Source organism: Bradyrhizobium sp. USDA 3397 (assembly GCF_054060965.1).
The window spans coordinates 7,394,790-7,420,009 of the sequence record NZ_JBSSDS010000001.1; the positions used below are offsets into that span (position 1 = coordinate 7,394,790).

Below are 25,220 nucleotides of genomic sequence, written 5' to 3' on the forward strand. Positions count from 1 at the left end.
TTTGGCGCGTGCCCCGTTCGACTGGATGTCGGCGATGGAGCCGAACACAGGAGTGAAGCAATGCAATATCTGCTGATGATCTACCAGAACGAGGTCGAGTACGCGAAGATCGACGCGGCGACCAGCCAGAAGATCCTGGCCGAGTATCAATCCTTCACGCAAGACATCATCCAGAACGGCAATTTCAAGGCCGGCGACCGCTTGCAGCCGACCACGACCGCGACAACGGTGCGCGTGCGCGACGGAAAGACGCTGACGACCGATGGTCCGTTCGCGGAAACGCGCGAGCAGCTCGGCGGCTATTACCTGATCGAAGCCAAGGATCTCAACGCCGCCATCGAGATCGCGGCGCGGATTCCGAGCGCACGCATCGGCTCGATCGAGGTGCGGCCGATCTGGGTCTACGACAAGTGACGGCTCTCACCTTCGTCATTTCCGGGATGCGCCGCAAGGCGCAGGCCCGGAATCCATATCCCCGAATCGTGGTTATGGATTCCGGGCTGCCGCGCCCGGGAATGACGAGAGGGGAGTGATAGCGTGACATGACCCCGAGCGAGATCGGAAAAATCTTCCGCGACGAGGCGGGGCGGGCGCTGGCCACGCTGATCCGTCTCGTCGGCGATTTCGATCTCGCCGAGGACGCGCTTCAGGATGCTTTTGCGGTCGCGCTGGAACGCTGGGCGTGTGAGGTCCCCGACAATCCGCGCGCCTGGCTCGTCAACGTCGCCAAGCATAAGGCGATCGATCGCATCCGCCGTCAGGCTGTGTTCCGCGGCAAGCAGCAGGCGCTGGTGCACGAGCTCGAGCTTAACGCGCTGGGCCCGGACGAGCCGACCGCAACGCTTGACGACGACATGCTGCGGCTGATCTTCACCTGCTGCCATCCCGCGTTCGCGCCCGAGGTGCAGGTCGCGCTGACGCTGCGCACCGTGTGCGGACTGTCGACGGCGCAGGTGGCACGCGCCTTCCTCGTCGGCGAGGAAGCGATGGCGCAGCGGCTCGTCCGTGCCAAGCAGAAGATCAGGCTTGCCGGCATCCCCTATGAGGTGCCGGAGCGCGAGATGCTGGCGCCGCGGCTCGATGGCGTGCTCGCCGTGATCTATCTCGTCTTCACCGAAGGCTATGTCGCGACCGAGGGCGCGGACCTGATGCGGCCCGATCTGGCGAGCGAGGCGATCCGGCTTGGCCGCCTGCTGAACCGGTTGATGCCCGACCGCGCCGGCATCAAGGGCCTGCTGGCCCTGATGCTGCTGCACGACGCGCGCCGCGCCGGGCGACAGACGCCGGCCGGCGACATCGTCCTGCTCGAAGAGCAGGACCGCTCGCTGTGGGACCGCGCGCAGATCGAGGAGGGCTTACGACTGGTGGAGCATGCGCTGCGCGTGCCGGGCCGGCCGCAGCCCTATGCGGTGCAGGCTGCGATCGCAGCGCTGCATGCGCGTGCGCCGAGCTTCGAGGAGACCGATTGGCCGCAGATTGCGGGGCTGTACGGGGTGCTGCTGCGCATCAATCCGTCGCCGGTGATCGAGCTCAATCACGCCGCGGCGCTGTCGATGGTCGATGGGCCGGCACGAGCGCTCGATCTCGTCGATGCGATCGCCGCGCGCGGCGGGCTTCGCGGCTATGAGCTGTTGCCCGCCGTGCGCGCGGATCTGTTGCGGCGGCTCGGCAGGACGGAGGAGGCGCGCGAGGCCTATCGTGCAGCGACGGCGGCGACACAGCTCGCGCCGTTGCGAAGGCTCTATGCGCGAAGAATGAGGGAGATGGATTGAGTTTCCGTCTTGGCCGGGCTTGTCCCGGCCATCCACGTTCGCATGCGCGGAGGCAAGACGTGGATGCCCGGGACAAGCCCGGGCATGACGGAGCAAGAGGTCACATTCTCGGAAGACCTCTGCTATGTCGACGCCACCGGCGTTCCTTCCGCCGGCAGGCTCGCCAGCAGCGCTTGCAAGGTCGACAGCGTCGAATGATCGGCGACGCCGTCGAGCCGCGCCGGGCGGAAATGGCGCTGGAAGGCGGTGACGACTTCCATCGTCGCAGCGTCGTACTTGCCGTTCAGGGGCACGCCATAGCCGTACCTTGCCAGCGCCTGCTGCATGCTCAGCACCGCGTCACTGATGGTGCCGAGCATGAGAGTCTCGCCGCGGACGATCGGCGCGGGCGTCACCCAGTGGCCGACGCCGGAATTGGCCAGCGAATGCCATGGAAATTTCTCGCCGGGATCCTTCTTGCGGGCGGGCGCGACGTCGGAATGGCCGAGCACCCGGTGCGCCGGCACCTTGCGGCGGAGCATGATGCCGCGACACAGCGCGATCACGGCAGCGATCTGGCGCAGCGGATACTCCGGATAGCCCCAGTCATGGCCGCGATTGATGATCTCGATGCCGATCGAGCAGGAGTTGATGTCGTCCTCGCCGGCCCAGGAGGAGACGCCGGCGTGCCAGGCACGCTTGGCCTCAGGCACGCATTGCACGATGCGGCCGTCCTCCAGCACGACATAATGCGCCGACACTTCGGTGCCGGCGGTGCAGAGGCGCGCCAGCGCGCCTTCGACATCGGGCATGCCGGTGTAGTGCAGCACGATCATGTCCGGCTGCCGTCCCTTGTTGCGCTCGCCATGGTTCGGGGAGGGGATGATGTCCGAGACGATCGAGGAATCGGGCTCGAAGGTGCGCAGGCCCGCCACGGTCTTGGGAACCGGGAGAACGCGGTGACGCTTCGAATCAGATCCAGGCGTGGACGAACCCGAGGGCATGAGCAGCTCAAATCGACGGAGAGTGGGGCAAGCCCTTCTCTTTACTATTCCTTTACCCTCCATCGCGCGCAATCGCGCGGCGCGGTTAACGGATTCATTTTGGCAATGTGTGTGGATGACGCATCACCCCATCGTCACCTTTTCCACTTGTCTCGAACCGAGCAACGCTTTCTTAACGCTAAGGGCCGTTACTGAGGGATGAAGAGCCGACCCGCGTCCGGAGGCGGCCAAAGCGTATTTTGGCTCGAAATCCCATGGCTGCCCGACAAATTCCACTGGGAACACTGGGTTTGTGGCCCAGGACGATCGGGCTCGGTAACCATGCTGGACGGGGGCTTTGTCGTGGAACCGCCGCGACGCGCAATGATTCGAGGCGTTATGGGCTTGTTCGGCCTCGATTCCGCTCGGGTATTTCGGCCGGCGGCCGGCAGGCGTCGCCCATGAGCTCGACTCCGCATATCCCCGTTCTGGGCCGTGAGGCCATCGCGCATCTCGCTCCGCGCGAGGGCGGCGTCTATGTCGATGCCACCTTTGGCGCCGGCGGCTATAGCCGCGCGATCCTGGACGTGCCGGGAACCCGACTGATTGCCATCGATCGGGACCGCACCGCGATTGCCGGCGGCGCCGAGCTGGTCGAACGCGCCGCGGGCCGGCTGACTCTGGTCGAGGACCGCTTCTCCAATCTCGCCGAAGTCTGCGCGGCGCAAGGCGTCGATGTTGTCGACGGCGTCGTGATGGATGTCGGGGTATCCTCGATGCAGCTCGACCAAGCCGGCCGCGGCTTCTCCTTCCGCCTCGACGGTCCGCTCGACATGCGGATGGGACAGACAGGTCCGACCGCGGCCGACATCGTCGCGCGCGCCTCGGAAGGCGATCTCGCCGACATCATCTATCTCTTCGGCGAGGAGCGGCATTCGCGCCGCATCGCCCGCGCCATCGTGGCGGACCGGCAGGAAACCCCGTTCACGACCACGCGTGCGCTCGCCGATCTCGTCGGCAGGGTGGTGCGATCGAAGCCCGGCGACATTCATCCGGCGACACGGACGTTCCAGGCGCTGCGCATCTTCGTCAACGAAGAGCTCGAGGAGCTCCAGGCGGCGCTCGTTGCGGCCGAGCGCGTGCTCAAGCCCGGCGGCCGCCTCGTCGTGGTCTCGTTCCATTCGCTGGAAGACCGCATCGTCAAGAATTTCCTCTCCGAGCGTTCCAAGACCGGCGGCGGCTCGCGGCATCTGCCGGAAGTCGCGCAAGTCCCGCCGAGCTTCCAGCTGCTGACGCGGCGACCGGTCGTCGCCGGCAAGGACGAAGTTGCGCACAATCCGCGCGCGCGCTCGGCAAAGCTGCGCGCGGCCGAGCGCAGCTCGGCGCCGGCGCATGAGACTGATGAGGCATCGTCCTGGCCGAAGCTCGCCGACGTGATGAGGGGCGGCTAGCGCATGCGCATCATCCACCTCCTCGTCATCGGTGCGCTGATCTTCGCAGCCGCCCATGTCTACCGGATCAAGATGGACTCCACGGCGCGCACCGAGAAGGTGCTGCGGCTGCGTGCGGAGATCCGCGAGCAGCGCGATGCGATCGCGGCGCTGCGCGCCGAATGGGCCAAGCTCGATGCGCCCCACCGCCTCCAAGGCCTCTCCGACCGGCATCTGCACCTCAAGCCGGTCAACGGCACGCAATATGATTTGCTGAAGAACCTGCCGGAGCGTCCGCCCCGGATGTTCAGGCCGGGCGAGCCCGATCCGATCGGGGCCATGCTCAAGACCATTGAAGCTGCGAGCGATCCCGACACGGTGACGGGCTCCGTGCCTCAGCCCGAGGACAAGCAATGAGCCCGGCAACGCCTGCAAAACTTACCGAAAAGTCGACCGAGCGGTCAGGTGAACCTTGGCGGCGGCGGCTGATCCGAAGCCTGCTCTACGGGCGCAACGTCGATCGCGCCGCGAAGGCGCGCGCGCGTGTCGGCCTCGCCATGCTCGCCTTCGCTTCGGTCTATGCCCTGATCGGCGGGCGGCTCGTGATGTTCGCCATCGGCGCCGACGCCCACAGCGCGCGCCGCGCCGCAGCGCAAGAGGTGGTTGCGACCGCGCGGCCCGACATCGTCGATCGCAACGGCGCCATCCTTGCGACCGACGTCAAGGCGGCGAGCCTGTTCGGCGAGCCGCGCCGCATCATCGACAAGGACGAGGCGATCGAGCTCCTCACCGCGACCATTCCCGACCTCGACGAGGCTGAGGTGCGCGAGCGCCTGAGGACACGCAAGGGCTTCGTCTGGCTCAAGCGCGAGGTCACGCCGGCGCAGCAGCAGGCCGTCCACAAGCTCGGCATTCCCGGCATCGGATTCCTGCGCGAGAACAAGCGCGTCTATCCGACCGGCAACGAGGTCGCTCACCTCATCGGTCTCGTCAATATCGACAACCAGGGCATCGCCGGCCTCGAGAAGTGGCTCGACAATCAAGGGCTCGCCGACCTCCACCGCGCCGGCTTTGCCACCGACCGGTTGCAGAAGCCGATCGAGCTCGCGGTCGATCTGCGCGTCGAGCACGCGCTGCGCGACGAGCTGTTGAAGGCCAAGGACAAGTTCCGCGCCAAGGCCGCCTCCGGCATCGTCTCAAACGTCAAGACCGGCGAGATCGTGGCGATGGTCTCGCTGCCGGACTTCGATCCCAACAATCCGAAGGAAGCGCACGACCCCGACCGCATCAACCGCCTCACCACCGGCGTCTACGAGATGGGCTCGACCTTCAAGGCGTTCACGCTGGCGATGGGGCTCGATTCCGGCAAGATCAGTCTGAACTCGATGTGGGACGCGCGCGGAAACCTGCATTACGGCAAGTTCACGATCCACGACAGCCATCCGGTCGGGCGCTTCATCAACACCAAGGAAGTGTTCACCTATTCCTCCAACATCGGCGCGGCGCGGATTGCGCTCAACCAGGGGGTCGAGGCGCACAAGGCGTTCCTCGCAAAGCTAGGCCAGACGACGCGGCTGCGCACCGAGTTGCCGGAGAGCGCGGCGCCGCTTCTGCCGCGGCGCTGGAGCGAGCTGAACACGGTAACCGCCGCGTTCGGCCAGGGCCTGTCGGTGGCGCCGCTGCAGGCGGTGATGGGCATCAACGCGCTGGTGAACGGCGGCCATCTGATTCCGCCGACATTCCTGAAGCGCAGCGAATCCGAGGCCATGGCGATGGCCAAGCGCGTCATCAAGCCGGAGACCAGCGACAAGATGCGGTTCCTGATGCGGCTCAATGCCGAAGTCGGCTCGGCGAGAAAGGCGGACGTCAAGGGCTATTACGTCGGCGGCAAGACCGGCACGTCCGAGAAGGTCGTCAACGGCCGCTACGCCAAGAAGCGCGTGCTCAATTCCTTCACCGCCATCCTGCCCTGCGATGATCCCAAATATCACGTCCTGATCATGCTGGACGAGCCGCAGGCACTGCCGGAAACGCATGGTTTCATCACCTCGGGCTGGAACGCGGTGCCGACCGGCGGCAAGGTGATCGAGCGGATCGCGCCGCTTCTGGGGGTCGAGCCGCGGTTCGAGCTGCCGCCTGCGGAGCGCCTTATTCTTGCAGCATCCAGGACAACCCAGTAATCAACCGGGTGGGCCATTGCCGCTGCTGAGTCGGGATTTTCTCCCGAGAATTCGGCCTTCCGGCAGGGCATGTCGACTGGAACACCATGAAGCTGCGCGACCTCTTGAGTCAGGATGTCAAGGGCAATGATGCCGCAATCGAGCCCGCTGTTGCGGCGCTCGAGGTGAGCGGCGTTGCGCTCGACAGCCGCCTAGTCAAGCCGGGCGATCTCTTCTTCGCGCTGGCAGGCAGCAAGACCGACGGCGCCCGCTTCGTCGATGCGGCGATTGCCGCTGGCGCTGTTGCCGTTGTCGGTGACCATGCACCGGCCGCGTGCAAGGTGCCGTTCATCACGAGCGCCAATCCGCGCCGCGCGTTGGCGTTGGCCGCTGCGAGGTTTTTCCCGGCACAGCCTACGACGATCGCCGCGGTGACCGGAACCAGCGGCAAGACCTCGGTCGCCGCGTTCACGCGCCAGATCTGGGAGCGGCTCGGGCATGCCTCCGCCAGCATCGGCACCATCGGTCTGGTGTCGCAGAAGCGCACCGTCTACGGCTCGCTGACCACGCCGGATCCGATCGCGCTGCACCGGCAGTTGGACGAGATCGCGCGCGAGGGCGTCACGCATCTCGCCTTCGAGGCATCTTCGCACGGGCTGGACCAATATCGCCTCGACGGCGTGCGCATCTCGGCCGGCGGCTTCACCAATCTCTCCCGCGACCACATGGATTACCATCCGACCGTCGCGCATTATCTCGCGGCCAAGCTCCGCCTGTTCCGCGAGCTGGTGCCGCCGGATGGCGCCGCGGTGATCTCGGCAGATCATGATTGCTCGGCGGAGGCGATCGATGCGGCGACATCGCGCGGCCTGCGCGTCATGGCGGTGGGCCGCAACGGCGATGGCGCAGGCGAGGGCATCCGCCTCACGGAGGCCGTGGTCGAAGGCTTCTCGCAAAAGCTCACGGTCGAACATCGCGGCAGGGCTTACGCGATCCGGCTGCCGCTGGTCGGCGAATTCCAGATCGAGAATGCGCTGGTGTCGGCCGGCCTTGCCATCGGCACGGGCAGCGATGCTGAAAACGTGTTTGCGAGCCTCGAACATCTCGAAGGCGCCAAGGGCCGGCTCGAGCGCGTCGGCGAGCGCAACGGCGCGCCGATCTTCGTCGATTATGCGCACAAGCCCGATGCGCTCGCGAAGGCACTGCAGGCGCTGCGGCCTTATGCGAGGCGCAAGCTGGTCGTCGTGTTCGGCGCCGGCGGCGACCGCGATGCCGGCAAGCGTCCGATCATGGGCGAGATCGCGGCGGAGAATGCCGACGCCGTCATCGTCACCGACGACAATCCGCGCAGCGAGAAGCCGGAAGCGATCCGCGCCGCGATCCTCGCCAGCGCCAAGGGCGCGCGCGAGATCGGCGACCGCGCCGAGGCGATCCGCGCCGCGATCGAGGACTTGCAGGAGGGCGATGCGCTGCTCATCGCCGGCAAGGGCCACGAGACCGGGCAGATCGTCGGCGGCGAGGTGCTGCCTTTCAGTGATCACGAGGCGGTCGCCGCCGCACTAGCGTCGAGGGTTGCATGAGCGGGCCAATATGGACGGTTGCCGAGGTCGCGCGCGCGCTGGGCGTCGCCGGATCGTTCCCGGAGACGCCGATCGATTTCGTCACCCAGGACAGCCGGCTGGTGAAGCCGGGCAGCCTGTTCGTTGCGCTGAGCGGCACGCCGAGCGGCGGCTTCGTCTCGGCTTTTGCAAGCGCGCGCGACGGCTGGGAGTTCGCCGACAAGGCGGAAGCCGCAGGCGCAGTCGCGATGATCGTACCGCACGAGATCGCGGGCATCCGCATTCCCCAGATCGTCGTCAACGACACGCTGATCGACGGCCTCTGGGGCCTCGCGCGCGCCGCACGCGCGCGCTTCAATGGCCCGGTGATCGGGCTCACCGGCAGCGCCGGCAAGACCAGCACCAAGGAATTTCTCGCCGCCTATCCGAACGCCTATGCCAGCCCCTCGAGCTTCAACAATTTCTGGGGCGTGCCGCTGACGCTGTGCAATGCCAGACGGGACGCCAGCCTCTGGGTCGTCGAGATGGGCATGAACCAGAAGGGCGAGATCGCGCGATTGAGCGAGCTCACGCAGCCGACCGTCGCGCTCGTCGTCAACGTCCAGCCGGTGCATCTGGAAAAGCTCGGCTCGCTCGAAGCCATCCGGCGCGAGAAGGTATCGATCGCGCTCGGACTGCCCGAGAACGGCGTGCTGGTACTGCCCGCCGGAATCAAGGCTTCCGAGTGGAAGGGCAAGGTCGTGCGCTTCGGCGGCGAGCATGCCGAGGTGCACGAGGTCGCGCACGCGCCGCACGGCGAGAGCTGGCAGGTCGTGGCCGCGATCGGCAGGAAGGAGATCGCCTTCAGCCTCACCCCTGGCGCGCCGCACCGGGTGCACAATGCGCTGGCCGCGCTCGCCTCGGTTCATGCCGCGCATCTCGACGTCGCGACCCTCGCGGTCAAGCTCGACCGAGTCGGCATCATGACCGGCCGCGGCGTCGAGCAGGCGGTCGGCGACGTCACCGTGATCGACGACAGCTTCAATGGCAATCCGGCCAGCGTGGCCGCGGCGCTGCAAAGCCTGCAGGCGCGCAACATGAGCGGCGGCCGCCGCATCGCGATTCTCGGCGACATGCTCGAGCTCGGCGCGGACGCAACGAGCTATCACACCGGCCTTGCCAGCCACCTCGACGGCATCGACGGCGTCTATTGCGTCGGGCCGCTGATGCGCCACCTGTTCGACGCATTGCCCTCGGGCAAGGGTCTTGGCTGGCACGACGATCCCGCCACGCTGAAACCGGCGGAGGTCGCAAACCTGCTGAAGGCAGGCGACGTCGTGGTTGTCAAGGGCAGCAAGAAGATGTTCTGGGTCAACAAGTTTGTGCCGGGGCTGGTGGCCGCCTTGCAGGCAAAGGCGTAAACTGCTTGGAAGGCGCCGTTCCCGAATCCCACCCCTTGCGGCGAAAGCCGTCCGTTTCCCGAACGCGCGGCCCATGACGAAGACCAGCGAATGCGCGTGAAGCACCTGGACGTGCAAAGGCGCCATAGGACCGTCTGAATGTTTTACTGGCTGATCGAGCTTTCCAACACATTTCCGGGCTTCGGTGCCTTTCGCACCTTCCTGAACGTCTTCCGCTACATCACCTTCCGCACCGGTGGCGCCATCGTGACCGGCGCGCTGTTCGTGTTCCTGTTCGGCCCCTGGATCATCGATCACTTGCGCATCCGTCAGGGCAAGGGCCAGCCGATCCGCACCGACGGTCCGCAATCGCATCTTTCCAAGAAGGGCACGCCCACCATGGGCGGGCTGATGATCCTGTCCGGGCTCACGGTCGGCACCGTGCTGTGGGCGAATCCGCTCAACCCCTATGTCTGGATCGTGCTCGCGGTGACGCTCGGCTTCGGCTTCGTCGGCTTCTATGACGATTACCTCAAGGTGACCAAGCAAACCACGACCGGGTTCGGCGGCAAGCTGCGCCTCTTGATCGAAGCCGTGATCGCGCTGGTCGCCTGCTATGCGCTGGTGCGGCTCAACCGCGATCCCGCCTCGACCGCGCTGACGATTCCCTTCTTGAAGGATACCGTGCTGCATTTCGGCTGGTTCTTCGTCGTCTTCGGCGCGTTCGTGATCGTCGGTGCCGGCAATGCGGTGAACCTCACCGACGGGCTCGACGGCCTCGCCATCGTGCCGGTGATGATCGCCACCGCGAGCTTCGCGATGATCGCCTATCTCACCGGCAACTTGGTGTTCGCCGACTACCTCCAGATCAAATATGTCGCAGGCACCGGCGAGCTCGCGGTGCTCTGCGGTGCGCTGCTCGGCGCCGGTCTCGGCTTCCTCTGGTTCAACGCGCCGCCGGCCTCGATCTTCATGGGCGACACCGGCTCGCTCGCGCTCGGCGGCATGCTCGGCGCGATCGCCGTCGCGGTGAAGCACGAGATCGTGCTCGCCGTGATCGGCGGATTGTTCGTGCTCGAGGCGGTTTCGGTCATCGTCCAGGTCGTGTCCTTTAAGCTCACCGGCAAGCGCGTGTTCCGGATGGCGCCGATCCACCATCATTTCGAGCAGAAGGGCTGGACCGAGCCGCAGATCGTGATCCGATTCTGGATCATCTCGGTGATGCTGGCGCTCGCCGGCCTCTCGACGCTGAAGCTGCGGTGACCGATCGATGATCCCCGTCACGTCCTTCGCCGGCAAGACGGTCGCGGTGTTCGGCCTCGGCGGCTCGGGGCTCGCCTCCTGCCATGCGTTGAAGGCCGGCGGCGCCGACGTGATCGCCGCCGACGACAATGCCGAGAACGTCGCTAAGGCCGCGCAGGCCGGCTTCATCACCGCGGACTTGCGCAACGTCTCCTGGGCGAAGTTCGCCGCGTTGGTGCTCGCGCCCGGCGTGCCGCTGACGCATCCGGTGCCGCACTGGAGCGTGTTGAAGGCGCGCGAAGCTGGCGTCGAGGCAATCGGCGACATCGAGCTGTTCTGTCGGGAGCGGCGCCGCCACGCGCCGGACGCCCCGTTCGTCGCCATCACCGGCACCAACGGCAAGTCGACCACGACGGCGCTGATCGCGCATCTCACGAAAGTCGCGGGCTACGACACCCAGATGGGCGGCAACATCGGCACCGCGATCCTGTCGCTGGAGCCGCCGCGCACGGGCCGCGTCCACGTCATCGAGATGTCGTCCTACCAGATCGACCTGACGCCCTCGCTCGATCCCTCCGTCGGCATCCTGCTCAATGTCAGCGAGGACCACATCGACCGCCACGGCACGATCGAGCACTACGCCGCGGTGAAGGAGCGCCTCGTTGCCGGCGTGCAGGTCGGCGGCACCTCGATTGTCGGTGTCGATGACGGCTTTTGCCGCGACATCGCCGACCGGCTCGACCGCGCCGGCAAGAACGTGGTGCGCATCTCGGTCAAGAACCCGCTCGCGTCGGGCATTTACGTCGAGCACGGCACCATCGTGCGCGCCGCGGGCGGCGCCCGCAGCGAGGTCGCCGCGCTCGGTGGCATCGGCTCGCTGCGCGGCCAGCACAACGCGCAAAACGCGGCCTGCGCGGCTGCTGCCGCGCTCGCGATGGGCATCAGCCAGGACGTGCTGCAGAACGGCCTGCGCAGCTTTCCGGGCCTGGCGCATCGCATGGAGCAGGTCGGGCGCCGCGGCAACGTGTTGTTCGTCAACGATTCCAAGGGCACCAACGCCGACGCCACGGCGCATGCGCTGTCGTCCTTCGCTGACATCTTCTGGATCGCCGGCGGCAAGCCCAAGGCGGGTGGCATCACTGGCCTCACGGGCTTCTTCCCGCGCATTCGAAAAGCCTATCTGATCGGCGAAGCCGCGCAGGAGTTTTCGGGCACGCTCGGAACGGTCCCGCACGAGATCAGCCAGACCCTCGACGTCGCCGTCGAGCACGCCGCGCGCGATGCCGAGGCTTCGGGCCTCACTGATGCGGTCGTGCTGCTGTCGCCCGCCTGCGCCTCCTTCGACCAGTACCGCAATTTCGAGATCCGTGGCACCAAGTTCCGCGAGCTGGTGCAAGTCCTGCCGGGCGTGAAGCCGGTGGTGTGAGGGCGCTCTCGTGTCCCGGACGCGCGGAGCGCGAGCCGGGACCTAGAAGGCGATACGGTATACTGTTGAGAGTTGGGCCCCGGCTCTGCAGCGCAGCGCGCCGCAAAGGGCGGCGCGCTGCGCTGCGTCCGGGGCACGAGACTCTCCACAACTTGAACCATCATGTTAACCCCCCGGTAACCAACCTCGGCGACCAATGAACGGACCTCTGTCCGAAAGCGGCCGCCCATGCTCTCCCGTGAAGAACGCACCCCCTTTTCCGAGTGGTGGTGGACCGTCGACAAGCCGCTGATGGGCGCCATCCTGGGGCTGATGCTGACCGGGGTGATCCTGTCACTGGCGGCGAGCCCGCCGGTTGCGACCCGCATCGGGCTCGATGCCTTCCATTTCTTCAGCCGCCACGTGCTGTTCCTGGTGCCCTCCTGCATCGTGCTGCTCGGGGTGTCCTTCCTGTCACCGCGCGCGATCCGCCGCTCGGCGCTGATCATCTTCGCGGCGAGCATCGTCCTGATCGTGCTCACGCTCGCCTTCGGCCCGGAGGTGAAGGGCTCGCGCCGCTGGATCACGCTGCTGGGCGTCAACATCCAGGCCTCCGAGATCGCAAAGCCGTCCTTTGTCGTGATCGCTGCCTGGCTGTTCGCGGAATCGACCAGGCGCCCGGAGATGCCGGCGACCTCGATGGCAGTGGTGCTGCTCCTGATGCTGGTCGCGCTATTGGTGATGGAGCCGGATTTCGGCCAGACCATGCTGGTGCTGATGGTGTGGGGCTCGCTGTTCTTCATCGCGGGCATGCGGATGATCTGGGTGTTCGGCCTCGCAGGGCTCGGCGCGGCCGGCCTGTTCAGCGCCTATCTGTTCGTCCCGCACGTCGCAGGACGTATCAGGCGCTTCATGAACCCGGCCTCCGGCGACACCTTTCAGGTCGATACCGCCATGGAGGCGTTCTACAACGGCGGCTGGTTCGGGCTCGGACCGGGCGAGGGCATCGCCAAGCGCAGCCTGCCGGACAGCCACACCGACTTCGTGTTTGCGGTCGCTGGCGAAGAGTTCGGCATCATCCTGTGCCTTGCGATGCTTGCGCTGTTCGCCTTCGTCGTGATCCGCACGCTGTCGCGCGCCTATGCCAACGAGGACATGTTCGCGCGCTTTGCGGCCTCCGGGCTCGCGATCCTGTTCGGCGTGCAGGCGGCGATCAACATGTCGGTGAACCTGCAGCTCATCCCCGCCAAGGGCATGACGCTGCCCTTCATCTCCTATGGCGGCTCCTCGATGGTCTCGCTCGCCTATGGCGTCGGCATGATGCTGGCGCTGACGCGGCTGCGCCCGCGCACCGAGGTCGAGGCGAGCGGCCACGCCGAGGCGATGCGCAGTTACGCGTGAAGCTCTCGTGTCCCGGACAAGCGCAGCGAAGCGGAGCGCAGAGCCGGGACCCAGGATGCCGCAGCCATATCGCAGAAGGAATGGGCCCCGGTTCAGCAGCGCACCACGCTGCGAAGGGCAGCGCGCTGCGCTGCGCCCGGGGCACGAACACTCATTGTTGCCTTCGCTCGCAATGACGAGAAAGACCCTGTAAAACTCTCTCATTATGGACACGTCCCCCCTGATTCTTCTCGCCGCGGGCGGCACCGGCGGCCATCTGTTTCCGGCCGAGGCGCTCGGCGTCGAATTGATCCGGCGCGGCTATCGCGTCCGCCTCGTCACCGACGAGCGCGCGCTGCGCTATAGCGGGCTGTTCAGCAAGGACATGATCGACGTCGTCAGAAGCGAGACCGCGCGCGGCCGCAATCCGTTCCAGCTCGCCTATGCCGGCCTCACGCTTGCCGCCGGAACGCTGTCGGCCTATGCGCTGATCAAGCGATTGAAGCCCGTCGCTGTCGTCGGCTTCGGCGGCTATCCGACGCTGCCGCCGCTGGTCGCGGCGAAATTCGCCGGCGTGCCCGGCATCATCCACGACGCCAACGCCGTGCTCGGCCGCGCCAACCGGTTCCTGTCGCGCCACGTGCGCGCCATCGCGACGTCCTTGCCCGGTGTGCTCGATCGCGACCCGGCGCTGGCAGGCAAGACCACGACCGTCGGCACGCCGATGCGTCCGGCGATCCTCGCGGCCGCTGCGGTGAAATATGCAGCGCCCGAGCCAAACGGTCCGCTGCGTCTGCTCGTCGTCGGCGGCAGCCAGGGCGCGCGCATCATGGCCGACATCGTGCCGGGCGCGATCGAAAGGCTCGAGCCTGCGCTGTGGAGCCGTCTCGTCCTCACCCAGCAGGTGCGCGAAGAGGACATGAGCCGCGTGCGCGCCGTCTACGACAAGCTCAAGATCAAGGCCGAGCTCGCGCCGTTCTTCACGGATCTGCCGGCGCGGCTCGCCTCCAATCATCTCGTGGTATCGCGCTCCGGCGCGGGTACCGTGGCCGAGCTCGCCGCGATCGGCCGCCCCTCCATCCTGGTGCCGCTGCCCGGCTCGATCGACCAGGACCAGTTCGCCAATGCCGGCGTGCTGGTCAAGGTCGACGGCGCAATCCGCATCCCGCAGACCGAGTTCACCTCCGACCGGCTGGCGTCGGAAATTTCTGGCTTCGCCGCCGAGCCGGCGCGGCTTGCCGCGATGGCTGAAGCCGCCCGCGGCGCTGGCCGGCTCGATGCGGCCGAGCGGCTGGCGGATCTCGTGGTCAAGGTCGCGGGAATCTGACGCCTGTTCCGGCCCGAATGGCCAAAAAAGTCACTTGTCATGCCCCGCGAAAGCGGGGCATCCAGTATCCGACGCAGTTGATTTGAATCTCAGGCGTCGCGGAGTACTGGATCGTCCGCCTTCGCGGACGATGACCCCAAGGAAACCACATGAGACTGCCGCGCGAGATCGGACCCATCCACTTCGTCGGGATCGGCGGGATCGGCATGAGCGGCATCGCCGAGGTGCTGGTCAATCTCGGCTATGCCGTGCAGGGCTCGGATGCCTCCGACAATTACAATCTCGACCGTCTGCGCAAGAAGGGCGCGAAAGTCTCGGTCGGCCACAAGGCCGAGAACATCGACGGCGCCGAGGTCGTGGTCGTGTCCTCCGCGATCAAGCGCGACAACCCGGAACTGATGGCCGCGCGCGAGAAACGCATTCCCGTGGTGCGCCGCGCCGAGATGCTGGCCGAGTTGATGCGGCTGAAGAGCTGCGTCGCCATCGCCGGCACGCACGGCAAGACCACCACGACGACGATGGTCGCAACGCTGCTCGACGCCGGCGGCCTCGATCCGACCGTCATCAATGGCGGCATCATTAACGCCTATGGTTCGAACGCACGTCTCGGCGCGGGGGACTGGATGGTGGTGGAAGCCGACGAGAGCGACGGCACCTTCCTGAAGCTGCCGACCGATGTCGCGATTGTCACCAATGTCGACCCCGAGCATCTCGATCACTTCAAGACCTTCGAGGCCGTGCAGGACGCGTTTCGTCACTTCGTCGAGAACCTGCCGTTCTACGGCTTTGCCGTGATGTGCATCGATCATCCCGTGGTGCAGAGCCTCGTCGGAAAGATCGAGGACCGCCGCATCATCACCTATGGCGAGAATCCGCAGGCCGATGCGCGGCTGGTCGATCTCACCGCGGGCGGCGGCGGCTCGAAGTTCAAGGTCGTGATCCGCGACCGCAAGAACGGCACCACGCACGAGATCGCCGATCTCGCGCTGCCGATGCCGGGCCGGCACAATGCCTCGAACGCGACGGCGGCGATCGCGGTCGCGCACGAGCTCGGCGTGTCGGACGAGGTGATCCGCAAGGCGCTGGCCGGCTTCGGCGGCGTCAAGCGCCGCTTCACCAAGACCGGCGAGTGGAACGGCGTCACCGTGATCGATGATTACGGCCATCACCCCGTGGAGATCGCAGCCGTGCTGAAGGCCGCGCGCGATTCCTACACCGGCAAGGTGATCGCGGTGGTGCAGCCGCATCGCTATACCCGCCTGCAATCCCTGTTCGAGGAGTTCTGCACCTGCTTCAACGATGCCGACGCGGTCGTCGTCGCCGATGTCTATGCCGCCGGCGAAGCGCCGATCGAAGGCATCGACCGCGATCATTTCGTCGCCGGCCTGCGCGCCCACGGCCATCGCGAGGTGATCCCGCTGCCCAATGCCGGCGAACTAGCCAAAATCGTCCATGGCATCGCCAAGAGCGGCGATCTCGTTGTGTGTCTCGGCGCCGGCAACATCACGCAATGGGCGTATGCGCTGCCGGACCAGTTGAAGGCGTTGGGGTAAGGACGGTGGGTTTCCCCGACATCACGCCCGCTCTCAAAGCCGCGATGCCGGATCTGCGCGGCCGGCTGCTCGCCAACCAGTCGCTCGCCGAACTCACCTGGTTTCGCGTCGGCGGTCCAGCGCAGGTGCTGTTCACGCCAGCGGACGAGGCCGATCTCGCTTACTTCCTGGCGCATCTCGCCTCCGACATTCCCGTCTACGTCATCGGGGTCGGCTCCAACCTGATCGTGCGCGACGGCGGCATTGCCGGCGTCGTGATCCGCCTTGCGCCGCGCGCTTTCGGCGAGGCGAGCGCGAGCGGCGACATCGTCACAGCGGGCGCCGCCGCGCTGGACAAGCGGGTGGCCGAAGTCGCCGCCGCCGCCAATATCGGCGGGCTCGAATTCTACTTCGGCATTCCCGGCACGATCGGCGGCGCGCTGCGCATGAATGCCGGCGCCAATGGCGGCGAGACCAAGGACGTGCTGATCGAGGCGAGGGGTGTCGGGCGCGACGGCACCAAGCACGTCTTCTCCAAGGCCGAGATGAAGTTCGTCTACCGCAGCAGCGGCGTCGATCCCTCCATCATCTTCACCTCCGCGCGCTTTCGCGGCGAGATCAGGGACGCGGAGGCGATCCGCGCGCGCATGGCGGAGGTGCAGAGCCATCGCGAGACCGCGCAGCCGATCCGCGAGAAAACCGGCGGCTCGACCTTCAAGAATCCGCCCGGCCATTCCGCCTGGAAGCTGATTGACGCCGCCGGCTGCCGCGGCCTGCGCGTCGGCGGCGCACAGGTTTCGGAGATGCACTGCAACTTCCTGATCAACACGGGCGATGCCACCGCGCACGACATCGAGACGCTCGGCGAGACCGTGCGCGAACGGGTGAAGGCGAATTCCGGAATTGAGCTACACTGGGAAATCAAGCGGATCGGGGTTTCATGATCACCGTCATTCCGGGATGCGCCGCAGGCGCAGGCCCGGAATCCATAACCCCGACTGGTGGTTATGGATTCCGGGCTCGCGCTTTCAGCGCGCCCCGGAATGACGATGCAGATAGGTAACGGACCAAAAAACATGCGCATCACCATCCTCTTCGGCGGCTCCAACCGCGAGCGTCTTGTCTCGGTTGCCACAGCCCAGGCGCTGCATCAGGCGCTGCCCGAGGCTGACCTCTGGTGGTGGGACGTCGAGGACAAGGTGCACGTCGTGCAGTCGAAGCAGCTGCTCGAGCATGCCCGCCCGTTCGAGGACGAATTCAAGCCGGGCACGCGCGGCGTCCCGCTCGCGCAGGCGCTCGACCGGGCCAAGGCTGAGGATCGCGTGCTGGTGCTCGGCCTGCACGGCGGGCGTGCCGAGAACGGCGAATTGCAGGTGATGTGCGAGGCGCGCGGCGTGCCCTTCACCGGCTCGGGCTCGGCGTCGTCGCATCTGGCCTTCGACAAGATCGCAGCCAAGCACTTCGCCGCGCTCGGCGGCGTGACGCCGCCGGAAAATCTTGCGCTCGATGATATCGACGAGGCTTTCGCCGAGTATGGAAGGCTGATCGCAAAGCCCGCGCGCGACGGATCGAGCTACGGCCTGATCTTCGTCAACGCCAAGCAGGATCTCGTCGCTGTCCGCAACGCAGCGAAGCATGAAGAGTACGTCATCGAGCCCTACATCGCCGGCGTGGAGGCGACCTGCGGCGTGCTGGAGCGCACCGACGGCTCGATCATCTCGCTGCCGCCGATCGAGATCATTCCGGGCGAGGGCAATTTCGACTACGCGGCGAAGTATCTTTTGAAGTCGACCCAGGAGATCTGCCCCGGCCGCTTCGCACCCGAGATCACCGCCGCGCTTAAGGAGCAGGCGATGCTGGCCCACCGCGCAATGTCCTGCACCGGCTATTCCCGCTCTGACTTCATCGTCTCGGACAAGGGCCTCGTCTATCTCGAAACCAACACGCTGCCCGGGCTGACCAAGTCCTCGCTCTACCCCAAGGCGCTGAAAGCCGAAGGCATCGAGTTCGTCGACTTCCTGCGCGGCCTGGTCGAGCTCGCCTGCCAGCGCGTGCGGAAATAGTCAGGACTGGTTAACGGCCAGACCGGCGAAACGGGGCGGTTTGGTGGCCAAAACCGGTAAAATGCCGGACATCGCGGCGCAAATGCCAGACATCGCGAGGCAAAATGCGCGAGTCGTTAACGAACTTTACCTTTTGTTTACCAGGACGTCCGAAGGTTAACGCTGGCGGCGCATATGGCGCTTTGGCTGCCGGCGCGTGAGCTGTCGCGGGTGATGTCACCCCCAGCGAACGCTTTGAAGGGGAGAGGTTTTCTTCTGCTGAAGACCAGCACCCGGCCCGGCAGGTCCGAGACGTCATGTTCGCCAGGATCCGCGCGATGTCGCGGGCAAACTGTTGACGAGCTCGTGCAATGGATGGTGCAGGACGCCTCACCCGATCGCTTTTAAGGTCGCTGAGGCCCCAAGCTGACCTGAAGGCGGCCGCTATCGGAGCGGTCGTGCTTCTGCGCGAGTGGATGCAGGACAAGCACGAAGCGGCGCGCGCTGCCGCCAGGGACAAAGCCAAGGCCAAGGCCGTCATCGAGCGCGAGCCACCGCCGCGCCTGGTCGCGCTGGTCGAGCGCTATCTGCCGCGCCGGGTCGGCCTGACCATGACCGTGCTGCTGTTGATCGGCAGCTGCGGCTTCGGCATCGTCAAGGGCGGCCACCTCCAGGATTTCGTCACCGCGGTCAGCGATGCCCGCAATGCGCTGGCCAATTCCGCCGGCTTCCGGATCACCTCCGTCGTCATCAACGGCCGCAAGCAGCTGACGCAGGACGAGATCCTCGCGATCGGCGGCGTCAGCGGCCGCTCCTCGCTGCTGTTCCTCGATGCCGAGGCGGTGCGCGACAAGCTCAAGGCCAATCCCTGGATCGCTGATGCGACCGTGCTGAAGCTTTATCCGGGCCAGCTCATGATCGAGCTCACCGAGCGCAAGGCGTTCGCGCTGTGGCAGGAGGCCGGCCGGCTCTCCGTCATCGCCGACGACGGCGCCGTGCTCGAGCCCTATGTCTCGCGCCGCTTCCTGTCGCTGCCGCTCGTAGTCGGCAAGGGCGCCGAAACCCAGGCGCGCGATTTCCTGGCGCTGCTGGCGCGCTATCCGCAGGTCCATTCGGTCACCAAGGCCGCGATCTACGTCGGCGAGCGGCGCTGGAACCTGCGGCTCAAGGACGGTCTCGACATCCGCCTGCCCGAGCAGGACGTCGGCAACGCGCTTGCGATGCTGTCGAAGCTCGACAAGGAGGACAGGCTCTTTTCGCGCGACATCGTCGCCGTCGACATGCGCCTGCCGGACCGGCTGGTGGTGCAGCTCTCCGAGGACGCCGCCAAGGCGCGCGAGGAGCTGTTCAAGGACAAGAAGAAAAAGAAGGCCGGGGATTCCGCATGACCGGTCTCGATCGCACCCAGACGCCGAAGACGCGCCCGATGCCGCACAAGCGCGGCGGCATCGTCGCCTGCCTCGACATCGGCACCAGCAAGATCGCCTGCATGATCGCGCGGCTGAAGCCCTCGCCGCCGAGCGATGCGCTGCGCGGCCGCACCCATGCGGTGGAATTGATCGGCTATAGCCAGATCCAGGCGCGCGGCATGAAGGCCGGCGCTGTGATCGATCTCGGCGAATGCGAGCAGGCGGTGCGCCAGGCGGTCGGGCTTGCGGAGAAGATGGCCAAGGTGCGGGTCGAGTCCGTGCTGTTGTCGGTCTCCGGCGGCCGGCTCGCCGGCCAGCTGGTCGAGGCTGCCGCCGACATTCGTGGCGGCGCCGTGACGCCGGCCGATGTCAGCCGCGTCACCTCCACCGGCATGCGCCACGCCACCGGCGAAGGCCGCACCGTGCTGCACGCCCTGCCGGTCGGCTACACGCTCGATGGTGTCAAAGGCATCCGCGATCCCCGCGGCATGGTCGCGCACCAGTTCGGCGTCGACATGAACGTCGTCACCTGCGACGCCACCGTGGCGCGGAACCTGATGCTGGCGGTGGAGCGCTGCCACATCAATGTCGAAGCCATGGCAGCGAGCCCCTATGTGGCCGGATTGTCGGTGCTGACCGACGACGAGGCCGATCTCGGCGCCGCTGTCGTCGAGATGGGCGCCGGCACCACCACGATTGCCGTTTATTCGGGCGGCCGCTTCGTGCACGCGGCGGGTTTTGCGGTCGGCGGGCAACACATCACGATGGATCTTGCGCGCGGACTCTCGGCGACCATTGCCGATGCCGAGCGAATCAAGACCTTATACGGCACCGTCATCACCGGTGGATCGGACTCGCGTGAGCTGATGTCTGTGCCGACAGCCGGTGACGAGCAGGATCTGCCGCAGATCGTCTCCCGCGCCACCATCGCGAACATCGTCAAGCACCGTGCCGAGGAAGTCTTCGAAATGGTTCGGGACAAGCTGAAGGATTCGCCCTTCGCCGCAGAGCCGAACGGCCGTGTCGTGCTCTCGGGCGGGGCCTCGCAGCTGACCGGCCTCGTCGATCTCGGCACCCGGATTCTCGGCCGGCCCGTGCGGGTCGGTCGTCCGCTCGGCTTCGGCCGGCTTCCCAACGAGGCGAAGAACGCCGCGTTCGCGGTGCCGGCCGGACTTCTGGTCTACCCGCAATATGTTCACCTCGAACATGTCGAACCGCGGCATACGCGGCAGCAGATCAAGACAGGGACCGGCGGATATTTCGGAAAGGTCGGACGATGGCTACGCGAGGGCTTCTGATGACCGCTTTCCGCAATCTTCGATTTTCACCAACTCCCGCGGCCACCGGCCGGGGCGAACCCACGCGCGCGTGATCGAGAGGCAACCATGACCATCAGCATCAATGTTCCTGATATTCACGAACTGAAGCCCCGGATCACCGTGTTCGGCGTCGGCGGCGCCGGCGGCAACGCCGTCAACAACATGATCACGGCGGGCCTGCAGGGCGTCGACTTCGTGGTCGCCAACACCGACGCGCAGGCGCTGACGATGTCGAAGGCGCAGCGCATCGTGCAGATGGGCACGGCCGTCACGCAAGGCCTCGGCGCCGGCTCGCAGCCGAACGTCGGCGCCGCGGCCGCGGAAGAGGTGATCGACGAGCTGCGCGACCATCTCTCGGGCGCCAACATGGTGTTCGTCACCGCCGGCATGGGCGGCGGCACCGGCACGGGTGCAGCTCCCGTCATCGCCAAGACCGCGCGCGACATGGGCATCCTCACCGTCGGCGTGGTGACCAAGCCGTTCCACTTCGAGGGCCAGCGCCGCATGCGCACGGCCGAAGCCGGCATCTCCGAGCTGCACAAGGTCGTGGATACGCTCCTGATCATCCCGAACCAGAACCTGTTCCGGGTCGCCAACGAGAAGACCACCTTCGCCGACGCCTTCGCGATGGCCGACCAGGTGCTCTATTCGGGCGTCGCCTGCATCACCGACCTGATGGTCAAGGAAGGCCTGATCAACCTCGACTTCGCCGACGTCCGCGCCGTCATGCGCGAGATGGGCAAGGCGATGATGGGCACCGGCGAAGCCTCCGGCGACAAGCGCGCGCTGACCGCCGCGGAAGCCGCGATCGCCAACCCGCTGATCGACGACTCGTCGATGAAGGGCGCCAAGGGCCTCCTCATCTCCATCACCGGCGGCAAGGACCTCACTTTGTTCGAGGTCGACGAGGCCGCGACCCGCATCCGCGAGGAAGTCGACCAGGACGCCAATATCATCGTCGGCGCCACTTTCGACGAAGCGCTCGACGGTCTGATCCGCGTCTCGGTGGTCGCCACCGGCATCGAGCAGGCCGCGATCGCCCGCAACAGCCAGGCCACCTCTGCGCCCGTCGCCAACCCGGCACCACAGATGCAGCAGGCTGCCGCCCCGGCCGCCGCCGAGAGCCGTCTCGCCGACCTGACCGCCCGGCTGCGCGCCGACAACCAGCGTCTGGCCGAGCGCGCCCAGAAGCTGGAAGCGCAGACCCCAGCCGCCGCGCCGGCTCCCGCTGCGCCCCGTCCGAACGTCGAGCGTGCTGCGCTCGCCGCGATCGCCGCTGCCGTTTCCGAGGTGCCGCAGGCGCCCGCGCCGCAGACCTATGGCGACGTCACCGTGCGCCCGATCGCGCAGAAGCCGACCCTGTTCCCGGAGGCCGATATGGCCCCGGTCACGGTGCAGGAGCCGATGACGCCTGATACCTTCATCCCGCCGCAGGCCGAGCGTCCGGCCCGGACGCCGCGCATGCCGCGAATCGAGGAGCTGCCGATGCCGGCGCAGGCCGAGATTCGGCAGGCACGCGGCGAGGCCGAGGAGGAGACCCCGCAGAAGACCCGCCTGTCGCTGTTGCAGCGCCTCGCCAATGTCGGCCTCGGCCGTCGCGACGAGGAAAGCGAGCCGCCGGTCGCGGCCCGCACCGCCGGTCCTGCCATGCCGCCGCTGCCTGAGCGCCGGCCGCAGAAGACCGTGGCGCAGCAGATCGCGTCCAATGAGCCGGTATCCGAGTATGCCCGCCGTCCCGCGCCGCAAGGGCTGGACATCCACGGCCGCCCCGCGCCTGTTGCGCCGGCGCCACAGGGTGACGACCATCTTGATATCCCGGCCTTCCTGCGGCGGCAGGCGACCTGAGAATTGTTACAATAAGGCGGACGAAAAAAGGTCCCGGCGAGAAGCTCGCCGGGACCTTTCCTTTTGTCCCGGGCACATCCGGATAGCGCAGCCAAACAACTGATTTTAAATCATTAATTACGACTTCAGTGGTTCAGTAAAACTGCCGATAAGGGTCCCGAAACCCGGTGCAATTTGGTTAAGCCTTGGCGCGAATACGGCAGGTTTGGGGTAACAATCGGTAAAAAAGCGTGAGTTGGCGCTGTTTGAGGCTGCAACTATGGTTTGCCGTGACTTGGGGATACGGAGATTCGGTAGCGTCGGCTCTGGCCGGGCAAGCGGGTCTCGTATAAGTCGCAGTGGGTCGTAGCGGGGCGGGTTCCTGATGAAATTTAGCCGGCAAACAACGCTTCGTGCGCAAGCCTCTGTGGCAGGCGTCGGCGTTCATTCCGGTCTTCCCGTCACTCTCACGCTTGGGCCTGCGTCTGTCGACGCGGGTTTTATTTTTGTCCGGACCGGACTTGAGGGAAGTGATCGCGAAGTTCAGGCCACCGCCGAGCAGGTGATTGCGACTGACTTTGCCACCGTCCTCGGCGACCGCAACGGTCCGCTGGTGTCCACCGCCGAGCATGTCCTTGCTGCACTGCGGGGAATGGGCGTGGACAACGCCACCATCGAGATCGACGGTCCCGAAGTCCCGATCATGGACGGCAGCGCTGCCGCCTTCATCGCGGCAATCGACCAGGCCGGCATCGTCACCCAGCCGGCGCAGCGCCGCTTCATCCAGGTTCTGAAGCCGATCTCGGTCAAGATCGGCGACTCCTTCGGCGAGATCAGGCCCCACACCAATGGGTTCCGCGTCGAGGTCGAGATTGATTTCACCAATCCCGTCATCGGCCAGCAGGCTTACGCCTTCGACGTCAACCCTGAAGGTTTCCGCCGCGAAGTCGGCCGGGCCCGGACCTTCGGCCTGATGTGCGACGTCGCGCGGCTCTGGAGCGCTGGCTATGCCCTCGGCGCCTCCTTCGACAACACCGTCGTGTTCGACGACGAGCGGCTGCTCAATACCGAAGGCCTGCGCTACGCCGATGAATGCGCCCGCCACAAGGTGCTGGACGTGATCGGCGACCTCGCGCTGGCCGGCCTGCCGCTGCTTGGCGCCTACCGCTCGGTGCGTGGCGGCCACAAGCTCAACCACGCCGTCCTGACGGCGCTGCTCGCCGACCGGACCGCCTGGCGGGTGGTCGAGGGCGAGGCTGCCCGCCGCACCACGCGCGCCATGGGCGAGGTCGGTCGCGGCATCGTCGGCGGCCGGGTCGCTGCGGCCTTCGGACCGGATGTGTGACGCGGCCTGCCGCCTTCAGAACGTGGTTGGCGGCCCCCGGGAAACTCCTGGTAACCATGATCGGCTAGCATTGCGGCAGGTTCGCCTTAATCCGGGCGAAATGCCTCCCTATCCGGTTCGTTAACGATCGTTTTCGGATACATCGGCGTGGTCGCGTGGCAGGCACCACGGTTACATTTCGCGCCCATGAGGGGTTCGTGGGCTGGCGGACACCGCATCACAGGGCGTCAGGGCTTAAACTCATGTCGGCACAGCGTATGACGCGCGGATATTTCTCGGTCTCGTCGCGAGCCCGCGGGCTGCTTCAGGCCGTCACCTTCATCATGCTCGCGCTGCCGCTCGCCGGATGCGGCACGGGCGCGCTCTGGGACAAGTTCACCGCCAAGGACGACACCTTCGTCGAGGAGCCCGCCGACAAGATCTACAATGAGGGCCTGTACCTCATGAACGAGAAGAAGGACATGAAGGCGGCGAACAAGAAGTTCGAGGAGGTCGACCGCCAGCATCCTTATTCCGACTGGGCCCGCAAATCGCTGCTGATGTCGGCCTATGCGTCCTATCAGGGCGGCGATTATGACGGCTGCATCGGTGCTGCCACCCGCTACGTCACGCTTCATCCCGGCAGCCCGGATGCGGCCTATGCGCAATATCTGATCGCCGCCTCCCATTACGACCAGATCCCGGACATCAGCCGCGACCAGACCCGCACCGAAAAGGCGATCGCCGCGCTGGAAGAGGTGGTGCGCAAATATCCGAACTCGGAATATGCGACCTCGGCCAAGGCCAAGATCGAGGGCGCGCGCGACCAGCTCGCCGGCAAGGAAATGAGTGTCGGCCGCTACTACGCCCAGAAGCGCGACTACACGGCTGCGATCAATCGGTACAAGACCGTCGTCACGCAGTACCAGACCACCCGCCATGTCGAGGAGGCGCTGTTCCGGCTGACCGAGGCCTACATGACGATCGGCATCGTCGGCGAAGCGCAGACCGCGGCGGCCGTGCTTGGGCACAATTTTCCTGACAGCCGCTGGTACAAGGACGCCTATAATCTTGTAAAATCCGGCGGTCTCGAGCCGAGCGAGAATCAGGGGTCCTGGATCAGCCGGACCTTCAAGAAGATGGGTCTCGGCTAGG

The 25,220-nt window shown here is 66.3% G+C and carries 20 protein-coding genes; 19 read left to right on the forward strand and 1 reads right to left on the reverse strand.

What is annotated here, in order from left to right:
* Nucleotides 1-60: 60 nt before the first annotated feature.
* Complete coding sequence (locus ACVWYQ_RS34340) at nt 61-414, forward strand: YciI family protein (protein WP_157286942.1); 354 nt, start codon at nt 61-63, stop codon at nt 412-414.
* 128 nt (nt 415-542) lie between these two features.
* Complete coding sequence (locus ACVWYQ_RS34345; protein WP_404543097.1) at nt 543-1,772, forward strand: RNA polymerase sigma factor; 1,230 nt, start codon at nt 543-545, stop codon at nt 1,770-1,772.
* Nucleotides 1,773-1,894: 122 nt separating this feature from the next.
* On the opposite strand, the gene ACVWYQ_RS34350 is transcribed toward ACVWYQ_RS34345, so the two are convergent.
* Entirely contained in the window at nt 1,895-2,755 is an 861-nt protein-coding gene (locus tag ACVWYQ_RS34350) for an N-acetylmuramoyl-L-alanine amidase (RefSeq protein WP_225136852.1), read from the reverse strand.
* Between the two features lie 440 nt (nt 2,756-3,195).
* Here ACVWYQ_RS34350 and rsmH point away from each other — a divergent pair, with 440 nt between their 5' ends.
* The 17 genes from rsmH (at nt 3,196) to ACVWYQ_RS34435 (ending at nt 25,219) form a co-directional block, all read left to right on the forward strand.
* On the forward strand, nt 3,196-4,185 hold the full coding sequence (rsmH, locus tag ACVWYQ_RS34355) for a 16S rRNA (cytosine(1402)-N(4))-methyltransferase RsmH (protein WP_404543096.1): 990 nt from the start codon (nt 3,196-3,198) through the stop codon (nt 4,183-4,185).
* 3 nt (nt 4,186-4,188) lie between these two features.
* Nucleotides 4,189-4,581, forward strand: coding sequence for a cell division protein FtsL (ftsL, locus tag ACVWYQ_RS34360; RefSeq protein WP_128263717.1), 393 nt, complete (start codon nt 4,189-4,191; stop codon nt 4,579-4,581).
* Nucleotides 4,578-6,344, forward strand: a complete 1,767-nt coding sequence (locus ACVWYQ_RS34365) for a peptidoglycan D,D-transpeptidase FtsI family protein (protein WP_404543094.1) — start codon at nt 4,578-4,580, stop codon at nt 6,342-6,344. Before ftsL ends, ACVWYQ_RS34365 begins: the two co-directional genes overlap by 4 nt.
* An 86-nt stretch (nt 6,345-6,430) precedes the next feature.
* Nucleotides 6,431-7,903, forward strand: coding sequence for a UDP-N-acetylmuramoyl-L-alanyl-D-glutamate--2,6-diaminopimelate ligase (locus ACVWYQ_RS34370; RefSeq protein ID WP_404543093.1), 1,473 nt, complete (start codon nt 6,431-6,433; stop codon nt 7,901-7,903).
* Entirely contained in the window at nt 7,900-9,282 is a 1,383-nt protein-coding gene (locus ACVWYQ_RS34375) for a UDP-N-acetylmuramoyl-tripeptide--D-alanyl-D-alanine ligase (protein WP_404543092.1), read from the forward strand. Before ACVWYQ_RS34370 ends, ACVWYQ_RS34375 begins: the two co-directional genes overlap by 4 nt.
* A gap of 138 nt (nt 9,283-9,420) precedes the next feature.
* On the forward strand, nt 9,421-10,524 hold the full coding sequence (gene mraY / locus ACVWYQ_RS34380; protein ID WP_157286936.1) for a phospho-N-acetylmuramoyl-pentapeptide-transferase: 1,104 nt from the start codon (nt 9,421-9,423) through the stop codon (nt 10,522-10,524).
* A 7-nt stretch (nt 10,525-10,531) separates the two neighbouring features.
* Complete coding sequence (gene murD / locus ACVWYQ_RS34385; protein WP_404543090.1) at nt 10,532-11,929, forward strand: UDP-N-acetylmuramoyl-L-alanine--D-glutamate ligase; 1,398 nt, start codon at nt 10,532-10,534, stop codon at nt 11,927-11,929.
* A 228-nt stretch (nt 11,930-12,157) separates the two neighbouring features.
* Nucleotides 12,158-13,309, forward strand: a complete 1,152-nt coding sequence (gene ftsW, locus ACVWYQ_RS34390) for a putative lipid II flippase FtsW (protein WP_271542677.1) — start codon at nt 12,158-12,160, stop codon at nt 13,307-13,309.
* A 205-nt stretch (nt 13,310-13,514) separates the two neighbouring features.
* Complete coding sequence (gene murG, locus ACVWYQ_RS34395; protein WP_404543088.1) at nt 13,515-14,615, forward strand: undecaprenyldiphospho-muramoylpentapeptide beta-N-acetylglucosaminyltransferase; 1,101 nt, start codon at nt 13,515-13,517, stop codon at nt 14,613-14,615.
* Between the two features lie 149 nt (nt 14,616-14,764).
* Nucleotides 14,765-16,168 carry a UDP-N-acetylmuramate--L-alanine ligase gene (gene murC, locus ACVWYQ_RS34400; protein WP_271542675.1) on the forward strand — a complete coding sequence of 468 codons (1,404 nt, stop codon included), beginning with the start codon at nt 14,765-14,767 and terminating at the stop codon, nt 16,166-16,168.
* A gap of 5 nt (nt 16,169-16,173) precedes the next feature.
* The gene (gene murB / locus ACVWYQ_RS34405) at nt 16,174-17,091 is read left to right on the forward strand and encodes a UDP-N-acetylmuramate dehydrogenase (RefSeq protein WP_404543086.1); all 918 of its coding nucleotides are present in this window, start codon (nt 16,174-16,176) and stop codon (nt 17,089-17,091) included.
* A 132-nt stretch (nt 17,092-17,223) separates the two neighbouring features.
* Nucleotides 17,224-18,210 (forward strand): D-alanine--D-alanine ligase family protein, encoded by a 987-nt coding sequence (locus ACVWYQ_RS34410; RefSeq protein ID WP_271542672.1) that lies wholly within the window; start codon nt 17,224-17,226, stop codon nt 18,208-18,210.
* A 350-nt stretch (nt 18,211-18,560) separates the two neighbouring features.
* Complete coding sequence (locus ACVWYQ_RS34415) at nt 18,561-19,577, forward strand: cell division protein FtsQ/DivIB (RefSeq protein ID WP_271542670.1); 1,017 nt, start codon at nt 18,561-18,563, stop codon at nt 19,575-19,577.
* On the forward strand, nt 19,574-20,896 hold the full coding sequence (gene ftsA, locus ACVWYQ_RS34420; protein ID WP_036003557.1) for a cell division protein FtsA: 1,323 nt from the start codon (nt 19,574-19,576) through the stop codon (nt 20,894-20,896). The genes ACVWYQ_RS34415 and ftsA overlap by 4 nt, the downstream gene beginning before the upstream one ends.
* Nucleotides 20,897-20,983: 87 nt before the next feature.
* Nucleotides 20,984-22,762, forward strand: coding sequence for a cell division protein FtsZ (gene ftsZ, locus ACVWYQ_RS34425; RefSeq protein WP_404543085.1), 1,779 nt, complete (start codon nt 20,984-20,986; stop codon nt 22,760-22,762).
* Between the two features lie 364 nt (nt 22,763-23,126).
* Nucleotides 23,127-24,086, forward strand: coding sequence for a UDP-3-O-acyl-N-acetylglucosamine deacetylase (gene lpxC / locus ACVWYQ_RS34430; protein WP_404543084.1), 960 nt, complete (start codon nt 23,127-23,129; stop codon nt 24,084-24,086).
* A 242-nt stretch (nt 24,087-24,328) separates the two neighbouring features.
* The gene (locus ACVWYQ_RS34435) at nt 24,329-25,219 is read left to right on the forward strand and encodes an outer membrane protein assembly factor BamD (RefSeq protein ID WP_404543083.1); all 891 of its coding nucleotides are present in this window, start codon (nt 24,329-24,331) and stop codon (nt 25,217-25,219) included.
* The last annotated feature ends 1 nt before the right edge of the window (nt 25,220 follow it).